This window comes from Geomesophilobacter sediminis, from assembly GCF_016458275.1.
Taxonomy (GTDB): domain Bacteria; phylum Desulfobacterota; class Desulfuromonadia; order Geobacterales; family Geobacteraceae; genus Geomesophilobacter; species Geomesophilobacter sediminis.
This window is the reverse complement of sequence record NZ_JAEMHM010000005.1, coordinates 193,736-219,491: the sequence shown is the minus strand read 5'-3', so window position 1 is coordinate 219,491 and position 25,756 is coordinate 193,736. Positions and strand designations below refer to the sequence as shown.

Here is a 25,756-nt window from a genome sequence, read left to right as displayed (position 1 = left end):
CTGATGAGTCGGCTCGGTGAGATACTCAGATAGTTTGAGCTAGTTGCTTATAATTAACGAAAATGCGTCGAGATACAAGCTGACTTTTTCCATCTCCGGTATTCGAACGGGAAATATCCCCGTCCGGTCCGGTGTCCCTGCTTCGTTCATGTATACGTCATCGTTGCCGTTTCACCCTTTTCTTGCCGGAACATCTGGCGTAGACTGTGCTCTTTATCCCAGGGAGCTGCATGAGATTCAACCACGTACCACGCCTGCTGAAACTGGCCGGACCGATGATCCTCTCCTCGTCGGCAATCACGTTGATGCAAATCGTCGACGCCGTCGTCCTGTCGCGTCACTCGGGAGCCGCCGTTGCGGCGATCGGTCCGTCGGGGATGGCGGTGATTCTCTTCCAGGGCTTTCTTTTCGGGACCGCCGGCTATGCCGGGACCTTCGTCGCCCACAGCCACGGCCGCGGCGACCGGCACGGCGTCCTCTCCTCTGCCTGGCTGGGCATCTACACCTCGCTGGCTGCCGGGCTGCTTGCGCTCGCCATCGCCTGGCCGCTGGCGCAGCTTTTCCATCTGGCCGGGCACGAGCCGTTGGTGGCGCGCTACGAAAGCAGCTACTTTTTGATCTGCATGGCCGGCTCGTTTTTCCCGGTGGTCGGCTCCGCCTTCGGCGGCTGGCTTTCGGGCATCGGCCGCCCCGTCCTCGTCACCGCGGTCACCTTCATCTCCATCTTCGTGAATGCGCTTTTGGCGTGGGGATTGGTGCTGGGAGAATGGGGCCTGCCGCGGCTGGGGATCTCGGGGGCGGCGCTCGCCACCGTCCTGGCGCAGGCGGTGGCCGCCGCGCTCTATGTCGCGGTTTTCGCCCGCGCCCACGGCTTTTCCGACGCTCCGGCGCGCCGGCTCGACTGGATCGAGCTGAAGCGTTTCCTTATCCTGGCGATGCCGTTGGGGCTTAGGATCAGCGGTGAACTCGCCGCCTGGACGATATTCCTGGTCGTGGTGGGGCGGCTGGGAACCGCGGAGCTTGCCGCTTCGAGCATCGCCTTCCGCATCAACGGGACCGCGTTTTTCCCGGCCTTGGGACTGGGGCAGGCCGCCGGGGTCCTGGTCGGGCACGCCCGCGGCGCCGGGGAGGACGACGACGTTCCCGGGATCACCGCGCAATCCCTGCTGGTCTGCGAGGTCTGGATGCTGGCGATGGCGGTCCTCTTTGCCACCGCGTCGGCGCCGCTGATCGCCTTTTTTGCCGGGGACGGGCCGGAAAGCGCCCGCATCGTGGCGGCGGGGGCGCTGATCATGAAATTCGTCGCCTTTTACTGCCTCTTCGACGCCGCCAACGTGATGATCGGGTGCATCCTCGCCTCCGCCGGAGACACCCACTGGGTCGCCCGGACCTTCATGTTCTGCACCGGCGCCTTTCTCACCCTTTTGTGGCTGGTCGTGCGGCATGCGCCCGGGCTGGTCGCCGAGTGGACCCTGGCCACCGCGTTCGTGTTTGCCACCGCCGTGATCTGGTCGCTCCGCTTCCGCGCCGGCGCATGGCGCAAGATCAACGTCTTGCGGGAATCCACCTGAATCCAGTCTTGGCCCGTGACAAAAAAAGCCAGCTCCCGAAGAGGGGGGCTGGCTTTTTCGTTGGTGGTGAAAACCGGTCTTTTATTGGTAGAAGGAGTTGTGCCGTGTGGATGGAGGATTTCGGAGCATGCATCTGAACCGCTGATTGATGCCGTTATTGTTCATTGCTCGTTGTTCATTGACCAGCTCACCCCCAGAAAATGCAGGTCGGATCCCGGTCGATTTCCTGCAAGAGCGTTTCTATCTTCGGGTCCGGGTCCAGGCCCTCGTAGGGGTGCCAGCGCAGGTTGCGGTCGGCCCAGTACAGCGACCACAACCTTTGCTCGGGGCTGAAGCGAAACTGTGCCACCGGGACTTCGACCCAGCGGTCATTTTCGCAGTAGTGCGGACGAGATTCGATGATCGTCACGCTGTTGCCTCTCAGGGTGTAGAGAATCCGCAACGGGACGTCCGAAGGGACTTTCTGCTCGCAGTACCGTTGCAGCTTCGTTTCTACCGACCGCTTGACCAGTTCCGGCAACGCCATGACAGTTCCCTCCCCGCAGCGACAACGCCTATGACAGAAGGTACGGCTTCTTTGAGATATTTGCAAGTTTCCATCAACGGCCTTTCGCCTCCTTTCTTCTTGTTTCGCCGGCGGTGACGTCGTATGCTTCCAATTCCTGCCCCGATCCGTGCGACTAACTTCGGGGCAAAAGATCAATCGATGGTAAGAGGTGCAGAGTGAGGGAACTGAAAAGCATTTGCGTCTACTGTGGGTCCAGTCCGGGGCGGTTGGAGGCGTATTCTGAGGCGGCCCGGGCGCTCGGCGCCGCCCTGGTGGAGAGGGGCATCCGGCTGGTGTACGGTGGGGCCAACATCGGTATCATGGGGGTCGTTGCCGATACGGTTCTGGCACTGGGCGGGGAGGTTGTGGGGATCATTCCCGATGCGCTGGTCAAAAAGGAGGTCGCCCACACCGGTCTGACCGAGCTGCACGTGACCCGCTCCATGCACGAGCGCAAGACGCTCATGGCGGAGCTGGCCGACGGCTTCGTCGCGCTGCCCGGCGGGATCGGGACTTTGGAGGAGCTCTTCGAGGTCTGGACCTGGGCCCAGCTCGGTTTCCACGAAAAGCCGTGCGGCCTGCTCAACGTAGCCGGTTACTACGATGCCCTCGCGACCTTTCTGGACCACACGGTCGCCGAGCAGTTCGTGAAGCAGCCGCACCGCTCGATGTTGATCGTGGAAAGCGAGCCCGCCGCGCTTTTGGAACGCTTCCGGAGCTTCACCCCGCCGCACGTCGCGAAACTTATCGTGGAGCAGGATACGTAAAGCCGCTGGCGGCCCCCGAGTGTGGAGATCTCAGACGGATCAGTCCGATCAGAAAGGGATTATTCCCTTTTGAAAAATACGTGCATCGCCCGCTCGCCGGCAACGTACCGCTCACAGTGGTAGCCGAGCTGCCGCAGATCCAGTCCTTCCCAAAGGTTTTCCCCATTCCCCAGCAGTACCGGCCTTAGCGCCAAGTGCATCTCGTCCACCAGCCCCGCCTGAAGATATTGCCGCAGCGTCGCCACGCCACCGCCCAATCTCACATCGAGTCCCCCCGCCGCGGCCTTAGCCTGTTCCAAGGCGGCATGGATCCCCTCGGTGACAAAGTGAAACTCGGTCCCCCCCTTCATTTGGATCGGTGCCCGCGCATGGTGCGTCAGCACGTAGACCGGGGTGTGATAAGGGGGCTCATCGCCCCACCACCCCTGCCAGCTCAGGTCGGGCCAGGGGCCGCGGATCGGGCCGAACATGTTGCGCCCGAGGATCCACGCCCCGATACCGGAAAATCCGAGTTCCGCAATGCCGTTGTCTATGCCGGTCTCCCCGTCCGTGTCGCCGTACATGTTCTGCCAGACCCTGGTAGGAAAGAACCATTCCATCAGTTCCATGCCACCCACCCCGAGCGGATTCTGCAGATCCTGATCCGGCCCCGCCCCGTAACCGTCTAGGGAAACCGCGAATGATTGAACCCGTAGCTTTGACATAGCAGACCTCCTGTCTCAACCGTTTCTATTTAGCATTGTAATACTTTGACGGAAAAGGTTGAACCACAGAGGAACACGGGGGGACGCAGGGAAAACCGAAAAAACCCAGCGGGCAGAACTGGACATTTGGTTTTGGATGAGTAGCATCTCATGGTTTCCGGTTTGCCCCGCCATTCGCGGGACATTGGCTTTGGAGCAAGGGGTGTGCTTGTCTTTTCCTCTACAGGAGGCCGGTATAATCGGGAGGAACCTTCTTGTATGGTCGGTGGTGGTTCTGGCTCTGCAACTGGCGGTGTTGGCTGGCAGCGTGACTGACAGTCAGGCCGGCGGGCGGAAAAGAACTGAAAGTGGAGTTAACACTTCCAAACCAGTTCGTAAGATAACAAATCCATCTTCACCGGACTCAAGGCTGAAAATTTTGGACTTGTCAAGATATATTGCATATGAGCCAAAACGTCGAATGCATAAAGTGAGCTCCCCCCGCACTCCCTCAGTGCAGCGGGGTCTTCTTGATGATCCCTCCCGTAGCGTCGGCTAACGGGTGGATCACCACGAACGCGTTCTCGTCGATTTCCTTCACCACGTTTTTCACCCTCCCGATCTCCAGTCTGGTCACCACGCAGTACAGAATGTGCATGTGCTTGCCGGTCATCCCGCCCCGGCCGTGGTAGATGGTCACGCCGCGGCTCAACACGCGGACGATCGCCTCCCGGATGTGGTCGCTTTGCTCGGACATGATGATGACGGCGTTGTATTCCTCGATGCCGTGCAGGATGAAGTCCACCGTCTTGGATGCCGCGAAGTAGGTGAGGATCGAGTAGAGGGCTTCGTCCACGCCAAGGACGAAGGCGGCGGCGATGAAAATGAAGATGTTGAGGATGAGGATGACGTCGCCGACCTTGAGCAGATGGCTGCTCTTGCTGATGAGCAGGGCGGCGATCTCGGTCCCGTCCAAAACGGCGCCGCCGCGGATGGCGAGCCCGATCCCGGCGCCGATGAAGAAGCCGCCAAAGACGGCGGTGAGGAGCCGGTCGGGGGTGATGTCGGGGTAACTCATGAAGGCCAGGGCCAGAGAAAGTCCGACGATGGCGAGGGTGCTCTTGAGCGCGAAGAGCCAGCCGATCTGGCGGTAGCCCAGGATGACGAAGGGGAGGTTGATAACCAGGATCAGGATGGCGAGCGGGTAGCCAAGGACATTGGACAACAGCATCGAGATGCCGGTGACACCGCCGTCGATGAAGTGGGAGGAGAGGAGAAATCCCTTGATCCCCATCCCGGCGGAAAGGATCCCCAGCACAACCAGCAGGGCATCAAAAGACTCGCGGAGCACCGATTTGTGTGTCAAGTACATCCCCTCCCTCAAGCATCACTGGGTTAGGCAACAGGGATGTTCAGGATAATCAGGATTCCGGGAAAATCAAGCTATATCGGCGGAGCGACCGATACTGCTCGGGCGCGAACCTGCGGTCAGGACACAAAGCCGCAGCGATGCAGCCACAGCCACTGCAGCCATAAGTAACCGTGGGAGCGCCTTTCCAGGCGCTAATGACCGTCGCATCGCACTCGGAAGGGCGCTCCCACAGAGTGGCCGGCAATGAGCAATTAGCCTTGAGCTGTGAGATCTGCGGTGAGGCGGCGGGGGGAGCGGGGGCTGATGACAGGGGAGTAAGCCAGTGGGGCAGTCCGGTGGGACCGGGAGCAGGTGAGGGTTGAGGTGTTCATCCCTCACCCCTCACCCTGACCATGGAATCCCGCATCAATTGGCGCGCAACCATCAGTTGTTACGGGAGGTCGCGGTCACCTGACGTTCGGCTACTCGACGTCGAATGCCTCTTCGATTCCCCTGGTGAGGGCTCTTGAGGCTGATCTGAGTTCGTGGCAGCTCTCGCGCTCTACCGCAGAGTCGAGACAGCTTTTGATGTTTGTCGGGATGTGACTTTCTTTCACCACTATGTCACAACCTTCTCCTTTGGTGATGTGCAGGGAGCCGGAATAATCGATCTTGAAGTCGTCTTTATATCCGCATCTCATAACTAACCGCCTCCTTTATCAGTTGATGCTAGCATTTGTGGAAAAACAAAGCAATGTAGTGTTGCCGGCCCTCTCATTGTGTTGTCTTCATCCAGTAGGGGGCGTGCCGCTACCTGGGGCCTTTGTATAACTGGTGAAAGTTCCTTTTTTACGGTGGGAGCGCCTCTCCGGGTGCGAATCCCCCAACCGTTGTCACCGCCTTCGGCGGATCGCGCCTGCAAAGGCGCTCCCACACGGTAGGCTGCTACGTTACTTATTCAAAGCTGTCTTCAAAAGGACTCGATCGCGACAGGAATGCCGCTCCTACCGGCGCAGCGTCCTGACCGCAGGAAAGTTGCTTTATCCGGGGGATAGACCCCTCATTTCCCTTTACTAATTTCCCGATCTGCCGATACGTCCTGCAGAGATACGGTGCCGGAGCACCAGGGAGGTGGCTACTTGAACGACAACGCCAAAAACGCCAATTATTCCGTCCTCGTCGTCGACGATAACGTCCTGCTTAGGAACATCGTCGCGGACATGCTGAGAAATCTGGGCTTCAACGTGACCGAAGCGGAGGATGGCCACCAGGCCTTCAAACTCTTCCAGGCCAACCGCTTCCACATCATCGTCACCGACTGGGTGATGCCGATCATGACCGGCCTGGAACTTTGCCAGGCGGTCCGTGCCGACACGGCGCACCTGGCCAGTGCCGGCTACACCTACATCATCATGCTCACTTCCCAGGACTCAAAGAACGACACCATTGCCGGCCTGGAGGCGGGGGCGGACGAGTACCTGATCAAGCCGGTACACAAGCCCGAACTGCAGGCGCGGATCCGGACCGCCATGCGCATCATCGATCTGGAAGCGATCCGCCAGGCGCATTACGAGCAGGTCGAGGCCGCCTCACTGGTCGACGTTTTGACCGGCGTCCACAACCGCAAATTCATGGAGGAGCGGCTGCCGCTGGAAATCAAACGCGCCAACCGGTATCAGCGCCCGCTCTCCGTCATGCTGATCGGCTTCAACGAGATCGACGCCTTCCGCAAGGAACACGGCATCTTCGCCACCGAAAAGATGCTGCAGGCGACGGCGGCACTGCTCAAGGAGTCGGTACGCCAGGAGGTCGACTGGGTCGCCCGTTGGAACGAGTACCAGTTCCTGGTGCTTTTGCCGGAGACCGAGGTGAGCGACGCGAGCACCGTCGCCAAGCGGCTGAAGCTGCGCCTGAACCAGCAGGAGGTGGTCATCGGGGAGCAGGGATACAAGTTCTCCGCCCTTTTCGGGATCGTGGGCTTCATCGGAAACCAGGGGAAGAAAGACGTGAGCATCGAGATGATGCTGGAGTATGCCCAAAAGGCGCTGAAAAAAGCGGACGCCGAATCGCAGATCGGCGGGATAAAGCTGAGTTAGAAAGGCGGGGTCGGGGATCGGGGTTAGCGGCAATGAGCAATGAGCAATGAGCTGGGGCTGGGGCCGGGGCCGGGGCCGCGACAGCGGTTGCTGTAGCCTCGGGATCTGACCGCTCTTTCCCCGACCCCCGACCCCGCTTTTGAATATAGACCCCCGACCCCGCCTTTGGAGAAAAATATGGAACGCATCGGCGACTGCACCATCTTGAGAAACGAGGACGTGACCGGGGTGATTGCGGAAATCCCGGAGGGGCACCGGCATCTGCGTACCACGGTCACCCTGGCTGACGGCTCTTCGTTTACCTTCCAGGAGGCGACCATCGCTGCCATCGCTCGTGCGTACCTTACCGTCAAGACCGATCCGCTGCGTACCCGCGTCGAACTCGCCGGGACCGAACTCGCATCGGCCAAGCCGGGATACGCCGCCTGGCAGCTTATGGAGGTGTGACACCTGCCGTTTTCCCTACCTTCTCGTTCCGAAAATCGAAGGCAGAGTTCCGGCCGGTCCTCGGTGTACTATAAAGCCCTACTTTTTCTGCAACCCTCCATTATCACCGACGAAATGGGAAAGGAAGCCGATCAATTGGACTCGAATGAGGAATACCGCACCGCTCTGATGCAGTTCGAGGAACACCACGACCATCTCGTCGAACAGCTGAACTCCGCCTTTAACCTGCTGGTGGTGGGGGCATCGATCCAGACTGTTGAAAATGTCCTGGACGACCTGGTCGACTATGCCACCTTCCATTTCGCCTACGAAGATGCCTGGCTCGCCAAGCACGGCTACCCCCGCAACGAGCATCGGATGGAGTGCGTCCGCTTTGCCGAGAGCCTGTCGGACATCAGGAAGGAGTACACCGGCGGCAGAAAACCGATCGTCGAGATCCTCACCTTCGTGAAAAAGTGGGTGACCGCCCACATCGCTTCTCCCTATCCTCTACCCGCACCGAGATAAGCTCCCCCGCTACCGCCCCGCAAATGTTTCATAGATCTTCACCCGTTACCGCAAGCCCCCCTTTCCCTCCGGATCTTTGTCCCCGACATGACGATTTGATAGGTTGACGGAATCGAGCATTTCAGGCATCTTGCTGATTTCACTGGCAATGAGGTGCCGATGCTCAAACGTTACTGCCCCAAATTCATCGCGCTCCCGATCCGCCTGCAGCTCCTCGCCCTGATCGTCCTCCTGATGCTTCCCCTGTCGGCGTTGATAGTGCGTTCGGCGATCGAGGCGCGGCAGACCGCCATCGAAGTCGCCCTGGAATCGATTCGGGACGTGGCGGAGGGGATTGTCGGCGAGAAGCAACAACTGGCAGCGGCCTCGCAGCAGCTTGCCAGCGCCATCTCCCAACTGCCGGGAGTGCAGCGCCGCGACCCCGCATCGGTGCAGCCCGTGCTGCAGCGGATCCTGCGCATCAATTCCCAGTACGCCAATCTCGCCATCGCCGACCGCAGCGGACGTTACTGGGTCTCGGCACATCCCATGGCCGCCCCCTCCTTCGTCGGCGACCGCCGCTTTTTCGTGAACGCCGCCCGAACCCGGCAATTCTCCTCGGGAGAGTACGCCGTCTGCCGCATCCTCAAGCGCCCGACCATCGGCTTCGGCTATCCCCTTTTGGACGACCGGGGGCGCTTTGAAGGGGTCATCGTCATCGTGGTGGACCTCGACCGGTTCCGGCATATCCCGCGGCGGGTCAGCCTTCCCAAAGGGGCGGGGGTCACGCTGGTCGACCACCAGGGCATCATCTTGGCGCGCAGTGTCGACAACGAGCGTTACCGCGGGCGCAGCCTCCCACCGGAGCTCTTCCAACGCATCAAGGAGAGCCCGGACGGCAGCTCGCTGCGGTCGGTCGGGGCGGACGGGGTGGAACGCTTCGCCTACCACCGCAAGGTGACCCTCGAAGGGGAGAACGCCCCCTACCTCTACATTCGCGCCGGCATCCCGGTCGATGCGGTGCTGGGGCAGTGGCAGCGCGAGTTCGCCCGCTTTGCCGGGGTACTGGCCGTGGTCGTTGGGGCCGGTTTTGCCCTGGCTTGGCTGATCGGCAAACGCTCCCTGGTCGACCCGATCTCCTCGCTTGAGACGGCGGCCCGGGAGGTTGCCAAGGGGAACCTGCGGATCCGGGTGGCGGACGGGATCTCCGGAGGCGAACTGGGGAGCCTGGCCCGGGCCTTCGACACGATGGCGGCGCAGGTCGCCGAACGCGAGGAGGGGATGGCGGCGGCCCGGGACGCCCTGGAGAAAAAGGAGCGGGAACTGCTCGCCTCCCGGGACATGCTCCAGGAGTGGAGCCACCGCCTGGAGACCGCCCGCGAAGCGGAGCGCCGGCATATCGCCCGGGAATTCCACGACGTCATGGGACAGGCGCTGACCGCGCTCAAGCTCGACATCTCCTGGCTGGTGCAGCGCCTGGCGCACTCCCCGGAGAGCGCCCGGCGCGCCGGCGAGATGATGGCGCTCACCGACACCCTTTTGGAGAAGGTGCAGTCCCTGGTGGCCGAACTGTCCCCCCCGCTTCTGGAGATGGGGCTTGCCGAGGCGATCGAGTGGCACGCCAAGGGGGTCGAGCGGCGCAGCGGCATCAGCTGCCTGATGATGCTCGACGAAACCACCAGCCGCTCCTTGACCAGGCAGGAGCAGACCGTGGCGTTCCGCATTTTCCAGGAGGCGATCACCAACGTGGTGCGGCACAGCGGCGCGTCCGAGGTGAGTATCTCGCTTTGTTCCACCGCGTCGGCCGTGGTCCTTGAGGTGGCTGACAACGGCTGCGGGATCACCGAGGCTGCGCTCGCGGCTCCGACCGCCTTCGGGCTTTTGGGGATGCGGGAGCGCGCCGGGATATGCCGCGGCACCCTTTCGGTCACCGGAACCCCCGGTCAGGGCACCGTCGTGAGACTGCAGGTGCCGTCTGATGGCAATAAAGGAGCAGATGATGAAGAAGATTCTGGTCGTCGATGATCACACCGTGGTGCGGCAGGGGGTGATCCGGACCCTGGAGACGATCCCGGAGTACCGTTTTGCCTTCGAGGAGGCCGCCAACGAAGCGGAGGCGCTGCACCGGTGCCAGGGGACCTGCTATGACCTCATCCTTTTGGACCTCTCCCTGCAGGGGAAAAACGGCATCGAGGTGCTGAAGCAGCTCAAGCGCCTGGCGCCGAAGGTGCCGGTGCTGGTCCTGAGCATGTACCCGGTGGAACAGTACGCCGCCCGGGCGATACGGGCCGGCGCCTCCGGCTATCTCAACAAGGAGAGCGCCTTTGCCGAACTGCAGACCGCGGTGCGCCGGCTGCTCGGCGGACGCAAGTACCTCAACGAGGAGGTGGCCGATCTTTTGCTCGACGCACTCTCGGACGAGAGGGACCCGCAGGAGCCGGCCAGCGAGATCCTTTCCGACCGGGAATTCGAGGTGCTCTGCATGATGGCCTCGGGCAAGACGATGACCGAGATCGCGCAGGAACTCGTTCTCAGCGTGAAGACGATCAGCACCTACCGCGGGCGCATCCTCGAGAAGCTGAGACTGCGGACCACCGGCGAGATGATTGCCTACGCCGTCAAAAGCGGCCTCGGCAGCATCTGACACAGCGCGAAGTCCCTACTGACAATGTACCACGCGCCACTGTCATAACTTCTGGCATTAATAGACAAAATTGTCATAGGCAACATTGACAAACTATGCTATGACTGTAGCCTCTTGTGATCAGTCTGGCAGCAGCGCACCAACCAGTCTCAACTTTAATGACACGCAGGTGATGACTTTGAAGGAGGTCAAGATGACTCTTCGCCACGTCTCCCGGGTCTTCAGTTTTGACAGTAAATCGGTCCGCGTTGTGATCAATGACGACGAACCCTGGTTCGTAGCCGAGGACGTCGCCGAGATCCTCGGCTACGTCTACCCCGAGCGCGCCGTGATCCTGAACTGCAACTGGCCCATCACCGCGACCGTCGTGCAGCAGCGGCGCCACCTGCAGACCCTCATCATTCCGGAACCCGACGTCTACCGTCTCATCATCTCCTCCCGCACCTGTTCTGCCGAAGCAGAGGCCTGGCTGCTGGGAACCGTCCTCACCTCCCTGCGCACGGTTCGCCCCGCGGGCGCTCCGGTTGCTTCCGCCTCGGTGCCGCGCTTCAGGAGCAAAAGCTCCGGATGGGAAAGCTCCTTCTAGCCGCGCCCCTTTTCCCCTTCTTCAACTCCCGCTTGGTCCCCGGTCGTTTCCCCACCTCACCCGGAGAGGATGGCATCGGTGGTGCCGTGTCCGGTATCTTGCCAAGGCACGGCACTCATCCGTGGCACCCTCTGCCATGTTTATATGTCTTTGATCATTAGCCAAATTTTTTTAACTGTGATAGACTCCCTTACAGTCTTTTTCCGGGGACCGTTTTTTCCCGGCCCACTCTGCCCAATGAGGATACGCGGAGGGTGCTCTGACAGCTACGGTCAGCCGCATGTTTCCTTGTCCTCAATGCTGATTCACCACATGCTTTCGCTATGACAGTCCCGTTGGGGACGGAAGGTGGCTTGGCTGCCGCGGCCCCAGGTGGGGAGTATGCTTGGGCCGGAGCAGTCCCAGGTGGCGGTGCACTGATCGGAGGTGTTTCCATGAGGTATCTGGCCTTGCTGGTCATGGCAGTCGTGGTTTGGTCCGGGAGCTGTGCCTATGGGGCATCCGACCACATCGGGATCGTGAAGACGGTCTCCGGAGAGGTCTCCGTGGTGCGGGGCGGGCGCAGCATCGCCGCCGATCCCAACTTCAGGCTTCAGGAGGGGGACGTGATCCGCACCGGCCCGTCCGGCAAGGCGGGGCTCATCCTGGAAGACGACACGGTGATCTCGCTGGGACCGGGAAGCAGCATCGCCATCACGAACTTTCTCTTCCAGCCCAACGAGCGGAAGCTCTCCCTGGTGGCCCGGGTGCTGCAGGGTACCATCTCCTACCTCTCCGGGCAGATCGCGAAGTTGATGCCGTCCGCAGTGCGCCTGGAAACGCCGCGGGCGACGGTCGGGGTCCGGGGAACGCACGTTCTGATCGAGGTGGATTGAACCGCGGCGGGCGGCGCCGGTACCGGGGCCGCAAGGAGGATTACGCAATGCTGAAGACGTGGGGCTGGGCCCTGTTCCTGATCCTGTTGGTCAGCACCGGGTGCGCCGGCAAGAAGACCGTCGTCGTCCTCGCTCCGGACCCGGACGGCAAGGTTGGGAGCATTGCGGTAACCGGCGAGGGGGGAAGCGTCGTCATCGACGCCCCCTACCGCGGGACCACCATCGGCGACGACCGCAACCCCACCCCCCCCGAGGATCTGGGGAAGGCGCGCGTGGAAAAGACCTTCGGCGCCGCGCTTTCGGTGCAGCCCCTGCGCCCGTTGCATGTCATCCTTTACTTCGGCGAGGATACCTCCCTGACCGCCGCGTCGGAGAGGCTCCTGCCGGAAATCCTCGCGGCCATCGCCGCCCGCAAGTCGGTGGACATCATGGTGGTGGGGCACACCGACTCGCTCGGGAGCCGGGAATACAACATGGATCTCTCCCGGCGCCGCGCCCAGACCGTTAAGGAGTTGCTGGTGAAAAAAGGTGTCCCCGCCTCGGCGATCCAGACCACCTCCCATGGCAAGGAGAACCCGCTGATCCCCACCCCGGACAACGTGGCCGAGCCGCGGAACCGGCGGGTGGAGGTCGTGATCAAGTAACCCGCAACGGAAACCGCATGGCGCAAAGCACTCACAAGACCCGGCTGGCCCGTATCCTGCTCCCGATTGCCCTGGCGAGCACGCTGGTGGTCAGCGTCGTCTATCTCATCCATCCCCGTTTCATCTCCGCCGCCAACAACCGCACTACCGACGCTGTCCTCTCCCTTGCCTACACGAAGCCTCCGGCATCTCCCGTGGTGATCGTCGATGTCGACGAGCGAAGCCTCGCCCGCTACGGCCAATGGCCCTGGAGCCGCGACCTGGTCGCGAAACTCCTGGGGGCGGTGCAGCGTCAAGGCGCGACCACGGTCGGCCTCGACGTCATCCTTGCCGAACCGGACCGTACCTCCGGGCCTGAGGGGCCCGGTGCGCCGGGGCCGGGCCGGGAGGGGGAGAGGGGCGGCCACGACCAGGTTTTGGCCCGGACCTTGGCCGGCGGACCCTTTGTCCTGGGATGCCAGTTCCTGTTCAGCGACTGCCGAAGTTTGCCGCAGCCGGGGCCGCCGCACGCCCCCGGCATCGTCTGGATCGACAAGGCCCCGGCCCCCACCAATTCCTTCTTCACCGCGTGCGGGGTGGTGAAGAGCCAGCCGCTTTTCGAGGCGGCGGTGGCCGAGTGCGGCTTTCTCAACGCCGCACCCGATCCGGACGGCATCTTGCGCCGGGTGCCGCTTTTGATCCGCTACGAGGAGCGCCTCTACCCGGCCCTCGCCCTGGCCATGCTCCTGCAGCGGGAGGGGCGCTCGCAGCTGGAGGTGATGCGCCGCAGTGCCGGTGGTTTCGAGCTTTTCCCGGGGGGGCGCTCCATCCCGCTGGACCCGCGGGGGAACCTTCTGGTCCGCTTTTCCCGTCGCGCCGACGCCATCCCCCGCGTCTCGGCCGCCGAGCTTCTGGAAGGCAACGCGTTACCGGGGACGCTCCGGGGGAAAGTGGCGCTGGTCGGCGCTTCGGCCGCCGGACTGGAGCCGGTGTACCAGACTCCGGCCGGTGCGCTACTTACCCACGCCGATCTGCACGCCCAGGTACTGGAGAACCTGCTCACCGGTCGCTGGGTGGTGCGGGGCTCCGCTTTGCCGGGGTGGGAGGTCCTGGCGGCGCTTGCTTTGGCGGCGCTCACCGCGCTTGCCGTGGCACGGCTGCGCCTGGCCCCCAGCGTTGCCGCCTCCGGCGTGCTCCTGGCGGTCCCCTGGGCGGCGGCGGTGGGGTACTTTCGGTTCCAGGGGGAACTCCTCTCCCCGCTTTTGCCCAACGTCGCGGTCCTTTTGAACTACGCGGTCCTCAACGTCGTGAAAAGCCGCAAATCCGCGGCGGTCGCCGAGGAAGTCGCCGAAAACACCCTGGTTCTTTTGAAATCGAGCGAGAAGAATCTGGACGCCATCATCAAGGCGGTTCCCGACATCATCTTCCGGCTGGACCGCAACGGACGCATCACCTTCGTAAGCCCGGCGGTGGTGAAGTACACCGAGGACAGCCAGTCCCTGATCGGCAAACCGATCTTCGACCTGGTCGCCCCGGAGGACCGTCCCAAGGCACGTTACCGGCTCAACGAGCGCCGGACCGGGGAGCGGGCGACGCACGGCCTTGAGCTGCGCCTGCTGCTGGGCCACCACGGTCCGAGTGCGCCGGCCTACTTCAGCATCTCGGCGGAAGGGATCTACGCCGGTGATGCCCCGGGCGCCGCCGATTTCGTCGGCACCCAGGGGATCATGCGCGACATCACCGAGCAGAAAAAGCTCGAAGAGAAGCTGATGCAGGCGCAAAAGATGGAGGCGATCGGGCATCTCGCCGCGGGGGTGGCCCACGACCTGAACAACATCCTGGTGGGTCTGGTTGCCTACCCGGACCTGCTGCTCTTGGATCTCCCCCCGGACAGCCCGCTGCGCGAGAAGATCGCCCCGATCCAGAGGTCGGGGCAAAAGGCGGCCGCCATCGTGCAGGACCTCCTGACCCTGGGGCGGCGCGGCATGAAAAACGGCGACCTGGTGCACCTGAACCAGGTGGTGGCCGACTACTTGGGATCGCTCGAATACGAGTCGGCGTGGAAGGAACATGCGAACATCACCGTCGAACAGACCCTGGCCCCGGACCTGCTCAACGTGGCTGGTTCCAAGGTCCATCTGGCGAAGGTGGTGATGAACCTCTTGAACAACGCCGCCGAGGCGATGCCGGCCGGGGGAACGATCCGGGTGGCATCGGAGAACCGGTATCTGGATGTCCCCTACGACGGCTACGAAACGGTGCCTCCGGGGGAATACGTCTGCCTGCGCATCGCCGACGAGGGGGTGGGCATCGCCAGGGAGGACCTGCATCACATCTTCGAACCGTTTTTCAGCAAGAAGTCGATGCGGCGCAGCGGCTCCGGGCTGGGAATGACCGTCATCTGGGCCACGGTGAAGGACCATGGCGGTTTTCTGGACGTGCGCAGCCGGGAAGGGGAGGGGACCGAGATAACCATCTATTTCCCGGCCACCAGGAAGCAGGACGAGTATGTCTCCGAGGCGCACCAGGTGGTGCTGGAGCAGTACCTGGGGACCGAGCGGATCCTGGTGGTGGACGACATGCCGGAACAACTGCAGGTCGCCGCCAACATGCTTGCCAAGCTCGGGTATGCGGTCACCGCCCTGGCCAGCGGAGAGGCGGCGCTGGAGCACCTGGGGCGCCAGCAGGCCGACCTCGTGGTCCTGGACATGGTGATGCCGGGGGGGATGGACGGGTTGGAGAGCTACCGGAGGATGCTGCAGATTTCCCCGGGACAGCGGGCCATCATCACGAGCGGGTTTGCCGAGGCCGACAGCATCGCGGAGGCGCTGGCGCTGGGGGTCGGGGCGTACGTCCAAAAGCCGTACACCCTGGAAAAGCTGGGCATGGCGGTGCGCAAGGAACTGGACCGGCCGCGCGGGTGAGGAAATGAACCGCACAATCTCGTTCCCAAACTCCAGCTTGGGAACGAGGGAAAAGCGTTGCGTTCCCCCCTTTGGCAAAGGGGGACTTCGACGAGTGGATTTCCCCCTTTTTGTTTCGGCGACAACACCGAAAAAGAAAACCCCGGCAGCTCGATGAGCTCCGGGGTTTTTTGCCGCGGGGAAGATTCCCGAAAATCAGGCCGGGGGCGGACGCTACTTCGCGCTCTCCTGGGCGGCGCTGAGTTCGGCAAAGGCCTCGGCGGCGCAGTTCGGGCAGAGCCCGTGGCTGAAGTCGACGTCGCTGTGGCTGCTCAGGTACACCTCCAGCTGGTTCCAGTATCCGGCGTCGTCCTTGATCTTCTTGCAGTACATGCAGATGGGGAGGAGCCCCTTCAGGTGGCGGATCTCCGCCTCCTGGGCTGCCTTGAGCGCCTGCTGCGCCTCGTAGCGCTCGGTGACGTCGATGCAGCTGCCGATGTATCCCGCGAAGGAGCCCTCCTCATCGTGGAAGGGAACCCCCCGGTCGAAGATCCAGCGGTACTCCCCGTCGTGGCGCATCAGGCGGTATTCCATTTCGAACACCCGGCGCGCGTGGAAGTTGTCCAGGTAGATGTCCAGGCAGCGCTGGAAGTCGTCCGGGTGCACCCCTTCGGCCCATCCGTTCCCGAACTCCTGTTCCATGGTTCGGCCCCGAAAGCTAAGCCAGCGCTCGTTGAAGTAGTCACACAGCCCATCGGGGCGTGCTCTCCAGATCAGGATCGGCGCCTGCTCAACCAGTGCGCGGTATTCGTTGATACTCAGTGGTTTGGAGTCCATGGCCGTATCTCCCTGTCAGCCTGCCTTGCCAATTGAAGTTGGAATGGTCAAAAGCATATCATCCATCGCGACAATGAAAACAGGGAACGAGGTAAGCTCTTAGTCTGAAGTTGCCTGGCAGGAAACAGTGCCCTATGACAGTGCCGCACTCTACCAGATAGCTGCCAAGGCTCTTTCCGCAAGGAGAAGACCAAGATCCCCGACCCCCGCCCCCCTGCCCCCCGCTCTACCTTCTCGCCTTCCCGGTCATCTTTTCGATGCCGATCCGGAAGGCCCGTGTCCTGTCCCAGCTCTTGGCGATGTACTCCAGCCCCTCCTTGCGGTAATCGCTGCAGTACTTTTCCTGAAGCCCTTCCATCGCCCGCTGCTTTTCCGCGTCGAAGACCTCCGCTGCCCGGCCGGAGACGATCACGCTCTCGTAGCGGGTGGCGAACTTGTCGGGGAGCACCTCGGTGTTGCCGATGACGCAGAAGGAGACCTGGTCGCAGGCTCCCAGGTTGTCGAGCTTGCGCCCCTCCACCGCGCAGTGAACGTAGATTCCGTCACCGATTACGCAGTAGCTGATGGGAATTCCGTACGGGATGCCGTCGGAGCCGACGGTGGAGAGGACGCCGAATTCGCCGGCGGCGAGGATCGCCTCCGCTTCCGGTCGTGATATGGCACGTTCTGATCTGCGCATGGTGCAGCCCCCGGTAAAGAAGTTTCCCGGCCCAGGTGCAGAGGGCAGGGGTGGGGACCAAGGTAGAGAAATGGCGTCTCCCTGTCAAGGGGGAGGTGCCGGTCCGGCGGGGCGGGGTGGTGGAGGGGAGATGACGGACGGGCGTCCTTAGGTCAGGCCGGCACATCCGGGATGGTGAAATAGAAGGCGGCGCCGCGATCCACTTCCCCCTCGGCCCAGACGTTGCCGCCGTGGCGTTTGACGATGCGCTGCACCGTGGCCAGCCCGATCCCGACCCCCTCGAGGTCGGGAAAGTTGTGCAGGCGTTCGAACGGTTGGAAGAGACGCTCCTTGAAGGCGGGGTCGAACCCGATGCCGTTGTCTTTCATGCAGAAGGCGCTGCCCCCCTCGATACGGGTGCGGCGAAACTGGATCTCGCCTTGGGGCCGCATGGAGGTGTATTTCCAGGCGTTGCTGAAGAGGTTCGTTACCAGCTGGGTCAGCAATACCGGATCGCCTTTGACGATCAGGTCTTCCTGAAGGTGCACCACGACCTGCCTTTCGCACTCATCTTCCTGGAAGTGAGAAGATATCGCCCGCGCCACCTCGGTCAGGTTGACCTCCTGGCGGATCACCTGGGTTCGGCTGAGCCGGGACAGTTCGAGGAGACTGTCGATGAGCATCCCCATCTTGACCGAGGCCGTTTGGATCCGGTTCAAAAAATGGCCGGCCGGCCCCGAGAGATGCTCGCCCAGTTCCTCTGCGATCAGCGCGCTGTAGCTGTTGAGATGGCGCAACGGTGCGCGCAGGTCGTGGGATACGGCGTAGTTGAAAGCTTCCTGTTCCCGCACCGCTGCTTCCAGTTCCGCGGTCCGTTCCCGCACCCGATCTTCGAGCAGCGTGTTCGCCAGGATCAGCTCGTGGTGCTGCCTGGTTACGGCTTCCTCGAGGAGTTTCCGCTCGTAGGCTTCGCGCTTGGCGTCGCGGATCTTTTCGATGGTGGCGAAGAGCTTTGCGGCGTCGATCGGTTTGAGGAGGAATTGGCTGATGCCGATTCTGATGGCGCGGTGCAGGTCGTCGAAGACGTTGTATGCGGTGACCACGATGATGTTGGCACCAGGGTCGACAGCGAGGATCTTTTCGGCCATGGTCAGACCATCGAGCGCCGGCATCGCGACGTCGGTGATGACGATGTCGGGGGAGTGCGACTGGTAGTACTCGAGGCCGGAGGCACCGTTCTCCGTGGCATAAACGGTGACGGTCGGATAGGTGATCAAGAGCAGATCGCGCAGCACCTCCCGGCTGCTGGCGTCGTCTTCTACCACGAGGATGGAAACGATGTCGGGCTTCTCAATAGACGGCATTCTGGCTACCTGGCTTTAGGATAATAGGCAGGGACGGGGGAATGTGGCGTTAAATAACACTATTTAATTATCTTATCAATACTTAAATTCGTTCGGACTCTTGTGGAAGGTATCCCCCTGGGAGTGGAGTTTGACAGGTAAATCCTGACGCTGTGTGGGGTGGCGAGTCGGTTTGGGTTGGGCTGGTGCTGGTCACCATGTAGGTAGTTCAGAATTTTGATTTGTAATGGTTAATTATATTTCGAGTCTTGGAGGGTGTGTCGGTTCACATTGTATCGGTGCGGAATTGAATTGGCGAAAAGTCCGGGTACTATTCTCACCACTTGCTCTGAGTCAGTCTTGGTCTGAAGGAAAGCCAGGCCCAGACAACGCACGGTGGGATAAGCGGAATCTAGCGACCAGGAGGAAACATGCCAAAGGTAAATCGCAGGGATTTTATGAGGTTGATGGGGCTTGGTACCATCGGCGGTGCCGTCTTTATGTCGTCCGGCGCGTCGGCAATGCCCGGCAAGAAGGAGACGGGAGATTTCTATTTCCTTCAGCTCACCGATACCCATTGGGGGTTTTCCGACCCCAAGGTGAACCCCGATTTCAAGGGGACCTTGCTGAAGGCGGTCCGGCAGGTGAACGCCCTGAAGCTGCAGCCGGATTTCATCATGTTCACCGGCGATTTGACCCACACCACGGAGGATGCCGCCGAACGCAAGCGGCGGTTGTTGGAGTTCCGGGAGGTCATCAAGCATCTCAAGGTGAAGCGGCTGATGTTCATCCCCGGAGAGCACGATGCGTCATTGGACAACGGTGCGGTATTCAAGGAGGTATTCGGTCCGACCCACTACAGCTTTGAGCACAGGGGGGTCCATTTCCTTGCCTTGGACAACGTCTCCGATCCGTCCGGGAGCCTGGGCGAGGCGCAGCTCAACTGGCTGGGGGGAGAGCTGAAGAAGCTCGACGCCGACGCCCGCATCGTGGTTTTCACCCACCGGCCGCTCTTCGACCTGTATCCCCAGTGGGAATGGGCGACCCCGGACGGCGCCAAGGCGCTGGAGCTCCTCGCCCCGTTCAACAATGTCACCGTCTTCTACGGCCACATCCATCAGATCAACGCGCACGTCACCGGGCGGATCCAGCATTTTTCGTCCAAGGGGCTGATGTATCCGCTGCCGGCCCCCGGCTCCCAGCCCAAGCGGGCGCCGGTGCCGTGGAATCCGGCGATCCCCTACCGCGGGATGGGGTTCCGGCAGGTACAGACCGATCTTAAGGACGGGGAGTACGTGATTACCGAGACGCCGCTGCACAGGGGGTAGTTCATGAGACGGCTGACGAAGGTGGTCGGTGCGGCGCTGCTCGCCGTGCTGATTGGAGCGGGGCAGCAGGGGATGGGGGCGCAAGGCGCGGAGCGGACGGTGCGGATCGTGGCGAAGAAGTTCGAGTACCAGCCGAACTTGATCAAGCTGAAGCGGGGGGAACCGGTGGTACTGCAGTTCGTCTCGGCGGACCGGCTGCACGGCTTCAGCTGTCCCGGGCTGAACATTCGCGCCACGATCGAACCGGGCAAGGCGACGACGGTGCGGGTGGTGCCCGACAAGGTCGGCGTCTTCCCCTTCCACTGCGACCTCTTCTGCGGCGAGGGGCACGACGAGATGACGGGAAACATTGCCGTGAGCGATGAGCCGTGAGCGGTAGATTCCTGCCGTGAGCGACAACCCAAAAGCAAAGAGCAGTGTGCCGGAATGCCGCTGCTCTTTGCTTTGTTGCAGTCGTGGGTTGTGTCGAACCGTTTCCCGGTGAAACGCAGCGTCACGTCCGCCGCTGGGGTCGCGTTTGGTCCCTCAACGCGACCTAGGGGGCGCTCCTCATTGCTTCATGCTGCTGAGTATCTCCGCGGCGCTGCTGAAGTTCAGGCATTCGATCGCTTCGGTCAGCTTCTGCGCCGTCCTCCCGGCAAAGTGCGGCCGCATCTCTTCCCACAGGTCGACCGCCTTCAGGTTGCTGGTGGCCAGGAGCAGGGCAAGCTCCTGCAGCAACACCGCCCTTCGTTCCGGCTCCAAGGGAACCACCTCGCTGGCGCGGTGCGCCTGCGCCTCCCGCGCCTCCCGCTCCAGCTCCTCGATCGAGGCGAAGACCTGCTGCAGCGCTGCTTCGAACGCGGCGAGCTGTACCGCGACGGCGGTGCGCTCCCCCTTGGTGACCGCCTGCTCGAGTTCGGCCGCGGTCGCCTGGAGTTCCAACGCCCCCAGGTTGCCGCCGCTTCCCTTCACGGTATGGACCAGGCGCCGCGCCAGTTCCCGGTTGCCGTGCTCCAGCGCCTCCTTCACCGTTTGCAGCGTTTCCAGGTTTTCGCTGCGGAAACTGATCAGAAGCCGTTTCAGGAGCGGCTCGCTCCCCAGGATCTTCAGCGCGTGCTTCAGGTTGATGCCCGGGAGATGGTCCGGCAACGACTCTTCGGCGGCCGCCGGAGCGGGCGGCTCGGCCGGCGGCTCCGGCATTTTGGCGTGGGGCCCGATCCAGCGCCTGAGCACCGAGAACAGGCCGGCCACGTCGATCGGCTTGTTGACCTGGTCGTTCATCCCGGCCTCCAGGCAGAGGTAGCGCTCCTGGGGGAGGACGCTTGCCGTCATCGCGATGATCGGCAGCAGCCGGAACCTCTCGTCGCGCCGGATCCGCCGGGTCGCTTCCAGGCCGTCCATGACCGGCATGTTCACGTCCATGAGCACGGCATCGTAGCGCTTCCCCGAGTTGGTCACCATCTCGACCGCCTCGGCCCCGTTTTGGGCCAGTTCCACCTCGACGTCCCGGGTGGTCAGGATCTCCAGCGCCACCTCCTGGTTCAGGCGGTTGTCCTCCACCAACAGGATGCGGACTCCCTTGAGCTCCTCAACCTCCGGCGCCTCGCCGGTGCCGCCGCCCAGTTCCCCTCCCGAGACCGCCGCCACTTCGGCCGCACTTTGGCGCCGCAGCGGGATCTCGAAGCTGAAGGTGCTCCCTTTCCCTTCCTCGCTCTCGACGCGGATCTTGCCCCCCATCATCTCGATGAGCTGCTTGCTGATGGCAAGCCCCAGCCCGGTTCCGCCGTACTTTCGGGTGGTGGAGGAGTCCGCCTGGCTGAATGCCTTGAAGAGCTGGATCTGCTGCTCGGGGTTCATCCCGATGCCGGTGTCGCTGACCGAGAAGCGCAGTTCCACCTCGTCGCCGCGCTCCTCCACCAGCTCGACCCGGACCTGTACCGCGCCCTCCTCGGTGAACTTGATCGCGTTGTTGGTCATGTTCAAAAGGATCTGGCTCAGCCTGAGCGCGTCGCCGATCAGGAAGCAGGGGACTTTCGGGTCGCTGGCCACCGAGAAGCGGACCGGCTTGTCCTGGATCAAGGTCGCCGCCACCGATTCCAGGTCGTCGAGGACCTTTTCCAGGTGGAACGGGGCCTTTTCCACCGAGAGCTTGCCGGCCTCCGCCTTGGAAAAGTCGAGGATGTCGTTGATGATGCGCAAAAGCAGGCGCGAGACGCTTTGCGCCTTGACCAGGTAATCGCGCTGCTGGCGGGTCAGGTCGGTCTGCTGGAGCAGGAAGAGCAGGCCGAGCACGCCGTTCATCGGGGTGCGGATCTCATGGCTCATGTTGGCCAAAAAGGCGCTCTTGGCGCGGGTCGCGGCCTCGGCGGCGCTTTTCGCCTCGATCAGCTCCTCTTCCGCCTTCCTCTTGTCGGTGATGTCCTCCTTCACCGCGACGAAATGGGTGATCTCGCCCGCCATGTTGGTGAGCGGGGTGATCGCGGCCGACTCCCAGTAGAGCTCGCCGTTTTTGCGCCGGTTCAAAAGCTCCCCGTACCAGCGCCGGCCGGAGAGGACCGTGTCCCACATCTCCCGGAAGAATTCGGGCGGATGCACCCCCGACTTCACCAGGCGCGGGTTCTTCCCGATCGCCTCTTCCGGGGTGTACCCGGTAACCCGGGTGAAATGGGGGTTCACGTACTCGATGATCCCGCTTTTGTCGGTGATCATCAGGGTGACCGGCATCTCCTCGACCGCCAGGGAGAGCTTCTGCAGCGCTTCTTCCGCGGTCATCCGCTCGGTGATGTCGGTGAAGGTCTCGATGGCGGCGACCACCTTCCCGTCGGCATCCCGGATCGGGGCGGCGTCGAAGCAGAGGTAGCGCCGGTTCCCGGCGACCCCGGTGAACCATCCCTCGCCATGGAGGCGGTCGCCGGGGAGCGGGGTGATGGTGCAGTCGCGGTAGAGCTCGCCGAGATCGTCCAGGTCCCACTCCAGGACCACGTCGGCCAGGACCGGGCGCTTGTGGCCGTAGAAGGCCCGCCAGACCTTGTCGGTGCCGATGACTTCGGCAGCGGGGATGCCGGTCAGATCTTCGCAGGCGGAGTTCCAGATGATGAGCTTGTGGCTGGTATCCAGGACGAAGGTGGGGACCGAGGTGTTCTGGACCAGGCTGCTGGTGAAGGCCTCCTGGGACAGCGACGCCTTTTTCTGCCGCTGCGTCTCCCGCAGCAGGTTGTTGAAGGCACGGATCAGGACGCCGATCTCGTCGTCGGTGCCGCTGGGAAACGGCTCCGGCTCCTCCTTCCCCGTGATCTCCTCAACGTGGCTGATCAGCCGCAGCAGGGGGGTGGTCAGCCGGCGCATGAAGAGCCGGCCTGCCACCCCGGTGACTGCCAGCACGGCCACCAGGGTTGCCATCAGGTACCAGACGGCCCGGTGCAGGGGGGCATACGCCTCGGCCTGGTGGTAGTTGCCCACCAGCACCCAGTTCGTGCTCTTCAACCGCTTGACCGAGGTAAGCATCGGTGTCCGTCCGTCCTCGACCGTCTCCGCGGAACCCTCGAAGCCCTGCAGGGCCTTGCGGAGCATCGGGTCGGTTCCCGCCTGAAGCTGCTGCTTGAGGATCTTGCGCGGGTCGGGGTGCACCACGATCGTCCGCTGGCTGTCGATGAGGTAGAGGTAGCCCGACTGGCCGGGGTGAAACTTGGCCAGGTTGCCGAGGAAGTTGTTCCCCAAAAGGTCGATCGACCCGCAGAGCACGCCGATCATCTGCCGGTTGGCCGCGAATACGGGTGCGGTGAACATGATCACCGGGTGCCGCCCCTGGCGGGTGGTGTAGAAGGGACCGGATATGTAGGGTTTACCGGTGGCGACGGTCTGCTGGTAGTACTCGCGGAAGGTGTAATCCTTCCCCGGCAGCTGCGGCTCCTCGGGGAGGGCGGCGAGCATCTTACCGGAGGCGGAGAGGAGGAAGGTCCCGCTGTCGAAGGTTTCCAGCAGGTCCGGGGTGCTCTTCAGGAAAGCCTTCGCCTGGGCCTGGCTGGAGAGGTCTTTCGGTTTGAGCGTTGCGGCCATGGAGACGAGCTGGCGCTGGCTCAGGGTGATCTTGTTGTCGAGCTCGTGGGCGAGCACGGTGACCAGGTCGAACTGCTGTCGCGATACGGTGCGCAGGAATTCCTGCTGCAGGTACCACAGGGTCCCCAGGGTCATCGCGGACAGGACCACCCCCACCAAAAGGCAGAAGGCCACCGTCATCTTCGTGGTCAGGGAAACCCTGGACATGCCACAAGCCTCCAGACCCCCGTCGGTCGGAGGCCGGTTGGATGCGGACGCAGTTGCGCCGCATCGTGTCCTGTTACTTATCGGTTAATGGTGACGGGGTCTTTAACGAGTTTGACACAGAAATCGGACTAATGAAGAGGGAGTCGGGGAATTCGGTGCTTTTTCTGGGGGGACCTTCGCGGCGCAGCCGGTCAAACCGCATCGGCGAAGGACCAGCGGTTTTTCCCGGAGTGCTTGGAGGCGTACAGCGCCCGGTCTGCCGCCGCGATCAGGCGCGCCTTGTCGGCCCCGCCCCGAGCCGGGGTGCAGGAGGCGATCCCGATGCTGACCGTGGCGCGGATCTCGGTGCCGGGGCTGCGGACGGAAAGCTCGGCGATGGAGCGGCGCAGCCGTTCGGCGCAGCGGGCGGCCTCGGTGGGAGGGGCGCATTGGGGGAGCAGGACGGCGAACTCTTCGCCGCCGTAACGGGCCGCCACGCCGTGGGGCCGGATCGCCTCTTCGACGGTGCGGGCGATCGCCTTGAGGACCGCATCCCCCTGCAGGTGGCCGTAGCTGTCGTTCACCGTCTTGAAGTTGTCGATGTCGAACAAAAGCAGCGTCATCGGCTCCCGCATCCGCTGCGGATTGGCGAAGGCCTCGTCCAGGAGCTCCTGGAAGTGGCGGTGGTTGAAAAGCCCGGTCAGGCCGTCGCGGATCGCGCGTTCCCGCAGCTGGTCGTTCACCGACTTGAGCTCCAGGGCGAGCTGCTGCGCCTCGTCGCGCGCCTGTTTGTACTCCAGGACCAGCTGCTCGTAGGAGAGGTTGAGCCGCGCGAGCTCCTCGTTGGCTTCCTGGAGGATCTGGGAAAAGGGCTTCAGCTCACCCGCGGCGACTTCGAACGAGGAGAGGAGGGCGCGGCTGCGCACCGCCACTTGGTCGATCATCTGCTCGCACTCCGTCTCACTCACCCGGTACCCCGCCAGAAGGCGTTTGATCTCCCGGACCGCCTCCGCGCTGCGCGGGTCATGGTAAACTGCCGCGATGCGGTCGGCGAGCTCCAGGACCTCGGCCCGGCGCCGGCCGGCGGCCGGGGCCGCTTGCGGGGTGTGGTGGTGCCGGATCGGCAGGTGCATCGCCTCGGGAAGTCCCCAGCGGGTGAGGAGCTCGCTCCCCGCCTCCTGGTGGTCAAAGCCGAAGCGTTCCCGCTCGATTTCCCTAAGCTCCCTGCCGGTGCTGCGCCTGAGGTCGAGGACGCTCTGGTAGCGATCGGGGTGCGCGCTGTACATGACGAAGATCCCGATGTCCTGGAGCAGCGCGGAGACGAAGATGTCGTCGGCCGGCTCTCCGATCAGCTCGGCGACGAGCTCCGAGCCGACCGCGGCGGTGACCGAGCGGCGCCAGAAGAGCTCGTGCCGGAGATCGCGCTCCGCCCCCCCTTTGAGGTCGTTCACGATCACGAAGGATAGGGCGAGATTTTTCAAAAGGACCATCCCCAGGATGCCGACGGCGCGGTCGATGGAGGTCACGTGGCTGGAGCGGGAGTAGTAGGGGGAGTTGGCGACCTTGAGAATCTTCGCGGTCAGGGCGGGATCGGCGCCGATCACCTCGGCGATCTCGGCGAAGGTGCAGTCGTCCCTTCTTACTTCCTCCAGAATCCTCATGGCGACCAGCGAGGGGGAAGGGAGCCGGGGATTCCCGTCAAAGAGAGCGTTGAGTGCGTCCATAGACCGTTGGTTTCCTCCTGGATCAGGTGGTGCGTTCGCGAAAAAAAATCCCGTGCAGTTCGG

At 62.8% G+C, this 25,756-nt stretch carries 22 protein-coding genes; 13 read left to right on the top strand and 9 right to left on the bottom strand.

From position 1 onward, the window contains the following. Positions 1 to 230 precede the first annotated feature (230 nt). Complete coding sequence (locus JFN93_RS07635; RefSeq protein WP_199383410.1) at positions 231 to 1,571, top strand: MATE family efflux transporter; 1,341 nt, start codon at positions 231 to 233, stop codon at positions 1,569 to 1,571. Positions 1,572 to 1,758: 187 nt separating this feature from the next. Here JFN93_RS07635 and JFN93_RS07630 read toward each other — a convergent pair whose 3' ends face one another. After that, on the bottom strand, positions 1,759 to 2,097 hold the full coding sequence (locus JFN93_RS07630; RefSeq protein WP_199383409.1) for a DUF3024 domain-containing protein: 339 nt from the start codon (positions 2,095 to 2,097) through the stop codon (positions 1,759 to 1,761). A gap of 197 nt (positions 2,098 to 2,294) precedes the next feature. Here JFN93_RS07630 and JFN93_RS07625 point away from each other — a divergent pair, with 197 nt between their 5' ends. Next, the gene (locus JFN93_RS07625) at positions 2,295 to 2,885 is read left to right on the top strand and encodes an LOG family protein (RefSeq protein ID WP_328753645.1); all 591 of its coding nucleotides are present in this window, start codon (positions 2,295 to 2,297) and stop codon (positions 2,883 to 2,885) included. Positions 2,886 to 2,944: 59 nt separating this feature from the next. Here JFN93_RS07625 and JFN93_RS07620 read toward each other — a convergent pair whose 3' ends face one another. The 3 genes from JFN93_RS07620 to JFN93_RS07610 all read right to left on the bottom strand — a co-directional run bounded on the left by JFN93_RS07620 (position 2,945) and on the right by JFN93_RS07610 (position 5,620). Beyond that, entirely contained in the window at positions 2,945 to 3,589 is a 645-nt protein-coding gene (locus JFN93_RS07620; protein ID WP_199383408.1) for a dihydrofolate reductase family protein, read from the bottom strand. A 490-nt stretch (positions 3,590 to 4,079) separates the two neighbouring features. Next, positions 4,080 to 4,934, bottom strand: coding sequence for a YitT family protein (locus JFN93_RS07615; protein WP_236021579.1), 855 nt, complete (start codon positions 4,932 to 4,934; stop codon positions 4,080 to 4,082). Positions 4,935 to 5,401: 467 nt separating this feature from the next. Further along, entirely contained in the window at positions 5,402 to 5,620 is a 219-nt protein-coding gene (locus JFN93_RS07610) for a hypothetical protein (RefSeq protein ID WP_199383406.1), read from the bottom strand. A gap of 438 nt (positions 5,621 to 6,058) precedes the next feature. Here JFN93_RS07610 and JFN93_RS07605 point away from each other — a divergent pair, with 438 nt between their 5' ends. The 9 genes from JFN93_RS07605 (at position 6,059) to JFN93_RS07565 (ending at position 15,600) form a co-directional block, all read left to right on the top strand. Next, complete coding sequence (locus JFN93_RS07605) at positions 6,059 to 7,015, top strand: GGDEF domain-containing response regulator (protein ID WP_199383405.1); 957 nt, start codon at positions 6,059 to 6,061, stop codon at positions 7,013 to 7,015. 177 nt (positions 7,016 to 7,192) lie between these two features. Then, positions 7,193 to 7,462 carry a hypothetical protein gene (locus tag JFN93_RS07600; RefSeq protein ID WP_199383404.1) on the top strand — a complete coding sequence of 90 codons (270 nt, stop codon included), beginning with the start codon at positions 7,193 to 7,195 and terminating at the stop codon, positions 7,460 to 7,462. 135 nt (positions 7,463 to 7,597) lie between these two features. Beyond that, a complete protein-coding gene (locus JFN93_RS07595) occupies positions 7,598 to 7,969 on the top strand; it encodes a bacteriohemerythrin (protein WP_199383403.1) in 372 nt (123 codons plus the stop codon). Positions 7,970 to 8,128: 159 nt separating this feature from the next. Continuing rightward, positions 8,129 to 9,973 (top strand): sensor histidine kinase, encoded by a 1,845-nt coding sequence (locus tag JFN93_RS07590; RefSeq protein WP_199383402.1) that lies wholly within the window; start codon positions 8,129 to 8,131, stop codon positions 9,971 to 9,973. Beyond that, positions 9,948 to 10,592, top strand: a complete 645-nt coding sequence (locus JFN93_RS07585) for a response regulator (RefSeq protein WP_199383401.1) — start codon at positions 9,948 to 9,950, stop codon at positions 10,590 to 10,592. Before JFN93_RS07590 ends, JFN93_RS07585 begins: the two co-directional genes overlap by 26 nt. A 193-nt stretch (positions 10,593 to 10,785) precedes the next feature. Continuing rightward, on the top strand, positions 10,786 to 11,178 hold the full coding sequence (locus tag JFN93_RS07580) for a BRO-N domain-containing protein (protein ID WP_199383400.1): 393 nt from the start codon (positions 10,786 to 10,788) through the stop codon (positions 11,176 to 11,178). Between the two features lie 434 nt (positions 11,179 to 11,612). After that, positions 11,613 to 12,053 (top strand): FecR family protein, encoded by a 441-nt coding sequence (locus JFN93_RS07575; protein WP_199383399.1) that lies wholly within the window; start codon positions 11,613 to 11,615, stop codon positions 12,051 to 12,053. 47 nt (positions 12,054 to 12,100) lie between these two features. Then, positions 12,101 to 12,697 (top strand): OmpA family protein, encoded by a 597-nt coding sequence (locus JFN93_RS07570; RefSeq protein WP_199383398.1) that lies wholly within the window; start codon positions 12,101 to 12,103, stop codon positions 12,695 to 12,697. Between the two features lie 17 nt (positions 12,698 to 12,714). After that, positions 12,715 to 15,600 (top strand): CHASE2 domain-containing protein, encoded by a 2,886-nt coding sequence (locus JFN93_RS07565; protein ID WP_199383397.1) that lies wholly within the window; start codon positions 12,715 to 12,717, stop codon positions 15,598 to 15,600. 213 nt (positions 15,601 to 15,813) lie between these two features. On the opposite strand, the gene JFN93_RS07560 is transcribed toward JFN93_RS07565, so the two are convergent. The 3 genes from JFN93_RS07560 to JFN93_RS07550 all read right to left on the bottom strand — a co-directional run bounded on the left by JFN93_RS07560 (position 15,814) and on the right by JFN93_RS07550 (position 18,438). Beyond that, positions 15,814 to 16,416 carry a PAS domain-containing protein gene (locus JFN93_RS07560; protein WP_199383396.1) on the bottom strand — a complete coding sequence of 201 codons (603 nt, stop codon included), beginning with the start codon at positions 16,414 to 16,416 and terminating at the stop codon, positions 15,814 to 15,816. Between the two features lie 226 nt (positions 16,417 to 16,642). After that, positions 16,643 to 17,095, bottom strand: coding sequence for a pyridoxamine 5'-phosphate oxidase family protein (locus tag JFN93_RS07555; RefSeq protein WP_199383395.1), 453 nt, complete (start codon positions 17,093 to 17,095; stop codon positions 16,643 to 16,645). A 152-nt stretch (positions 17,096 to 17,247) separates the two neighbouring features. Then, entirely contained in the window at positions 17,248 to 18,438 is a 1,191-nt protein-coding gene (locus JFN93_RS07550) for a response regulator (RefSeq protein WP_199383394.1), read from the bottom strand. 410 nt (positions 18,439 to 18,848) lie between these two features. On the opposite strand from JFN93_RS07550, the gene JFN93_RS07545 reads away from it, so the two are divergent. Continuing rightward, positions 18,849 to 19,745 carry a metallophosphoesterase family protein gene (locus JFN93_RS07545; RefSeq protein ID WP_199383393.1) on the top strand — a complete coding sequence of 299 codons (897 nt, stop codon included), beginning with the start codon at positions 18,849 to 18,851 and terminating at the stop codon, positions 19,743 to 19,745. Positions 19,746 to 19,748: 3 nt separating this feature from the next. Next, positions 19,749 to 20,117: a cupredoxin domain-containing protein gene (locus tag JFN93_RS07540; RefSeq protein WP_199383392.1), complete on the top strand. Its 369-nt coding sequence runs from the start codon at positions 19,749 to 19,751 to the stop codon at positions 20,115 to 20,117. A gap of 177 nt (positions 20,118 to 20,294) precedes the next feature. Here JFN93_RS07540 and JFN93_RS07535 read toward each other — a convergent pair whose 3' ends face one another. Next, positions 20,295 to 23,990, bottom strand: coding sequence for a PAS domain S-box protein (locus JFN93_RS07535; protein WP_199383391.1), 3,696 nt, complete (start codon positions 23,988 to 23,990; stop codon positions 20,295 to 20,297). Positions 23,991 to 24,181: 191 nt separating this feature from the next. Next, positions 24,182 to 25,693: a sensor domain-containing diguanylate cyclase gene (locus tag JFN93_RS07530; protein ID WP_199383390.1), complete on the bottom strand. Its 1,512-nt coding sequence runs from the start codon at positions 25,691 to 25,693 to the stop codon at positions 24,182 to 24,184. Positions 25,694 to 25,756 lie beyond the last annotated feature (63 nt).

Bases quoted from the DNA above. Each gene is read 5' to 3' on its own strand.
- JFN93_RS07600 (WP_199383404.1), top strand. From the start codon at position 7,193: ATGGAACGCATCGGCGACTGCACCATCTTGAGAAACGAGGACGTGACC.
- JFN93_RS07540 (WP_199383392.1), top strand. From the start codon at position 19,749: ATGAGACGGCTGACGAAGGTGGTCGGTGCGGCGCTGCTCGCCGTGCTG.
- JFN93_RS07590 (WP_199383402.1), top strand. From the start codon at position 8,129: ATGCTCAAACGTTACTGCCCCAAATTCATCGCGCTCCCGATCCGCCTG.
- JFN93_RS07610 (WP_199383406.1), bottom strand. From the start codon at position 5,620: ATGAGATGCGGATATAAAGACGACTTCAAGATCGATTATTCCGGCTCC.
- JFN93_RS07585 (WP_199383401.1), top strand. From the start codon at position 9,948: ATGAAGAAGATTCTGGTCGTCGATGATCACACCGTGGTGCGGCAGGGG.
- JFN93_RS07545 (WP_199383393.1), top strand. From the start codon at position 18,849: ATGCCAAAGGTAAATCGCAGGGATTTTATGAGGTTGATGGGGCTTGGT.
- JFN93_RS07530 (WP_199383390.1), bottom strand. From the start codon at position 25,693: ATGGACGCACTCAACGCTCTCTTTGACGGGAATCCCCGGCTCCCTTCC.
- JFN93_RS07620 (WP_199383408.1), bottom strand. From the start codon at position 3,589: ATGTCAAAGCTACGGGTTCAATCATTCGCGGTTTCCCTAGACGGTTAC.
- JFN93_RS07555 (WP_199383395.1), bottom strand. From the start codon at position 17,095: ATGCGCAGATCAGAACGTGCCATATCACGACCGGAAGCGGAGGCGATC.
- JFN93_RS07565 (WP_199383397.1), top strand. From the start codon at position 12,715: ATGGCGCAAAGCACTCACAAGACCCGGCTGGCCCGTATCCTGCTCCCG.
- JFN93_RS07550 (WP_199383394.1), bottom strand. From the start codon at position 18,438: ATGCCGTCTATTGAGAAGCCCGACATCGTTTCCATCCTCGTGGTAGAA.
- JFN93_RS07535 (WP_199383391.1), bottom strand. From the start codon at position 23,990: ATGTCCAGGGTTTCCCTGACCACGAAGATGACGGTGGCCTTCTGCCTT.
- JFN93_RS07635 (WP_199383410.1), top strand. From the start codon at position 231: ATGAGATTCAACCACGTACCACGCCTGCTGAAACTGGCCGGACCGATG.
- JFN93_RS07570 (WP_199383398.1), top strand. From the start codon at position 12,101: ATGCTGAAGACGTGGGGCTGGGCCCTGTTCCTGATCCTGTTGGTCAGC.
- JFN93_RS07575 (WP_199383399.1), top strand. From the start codon at position 11,613: ATGAGGTATCTGGCCTTGCTGGTCATGGCAGTCGTGGTTTGGTCCGGG.
- JFN93_RS07560 (WP_199383396.1), bottom strand. From the start codon at position 16,416: ATGGACTCCAAACCACTGAGTATCAACGAATACCGCGCACTGGTTGAG.
- JFN93_RS07630 (WP_199383409.1), bottom strand. From the start codon at position 2,097: ATGGCGTTGCCGGAACTGGTCAAGCGGTCGGTAGAAACGAAGCTGCAA.
- JFN93_RS07580 (WP_199383400.1), top strand. From the start codon at position 10,786: ATGACTCTTCGCCACGTCTCCCGGGTCTTCAGTTTTGACAGTAAATCG.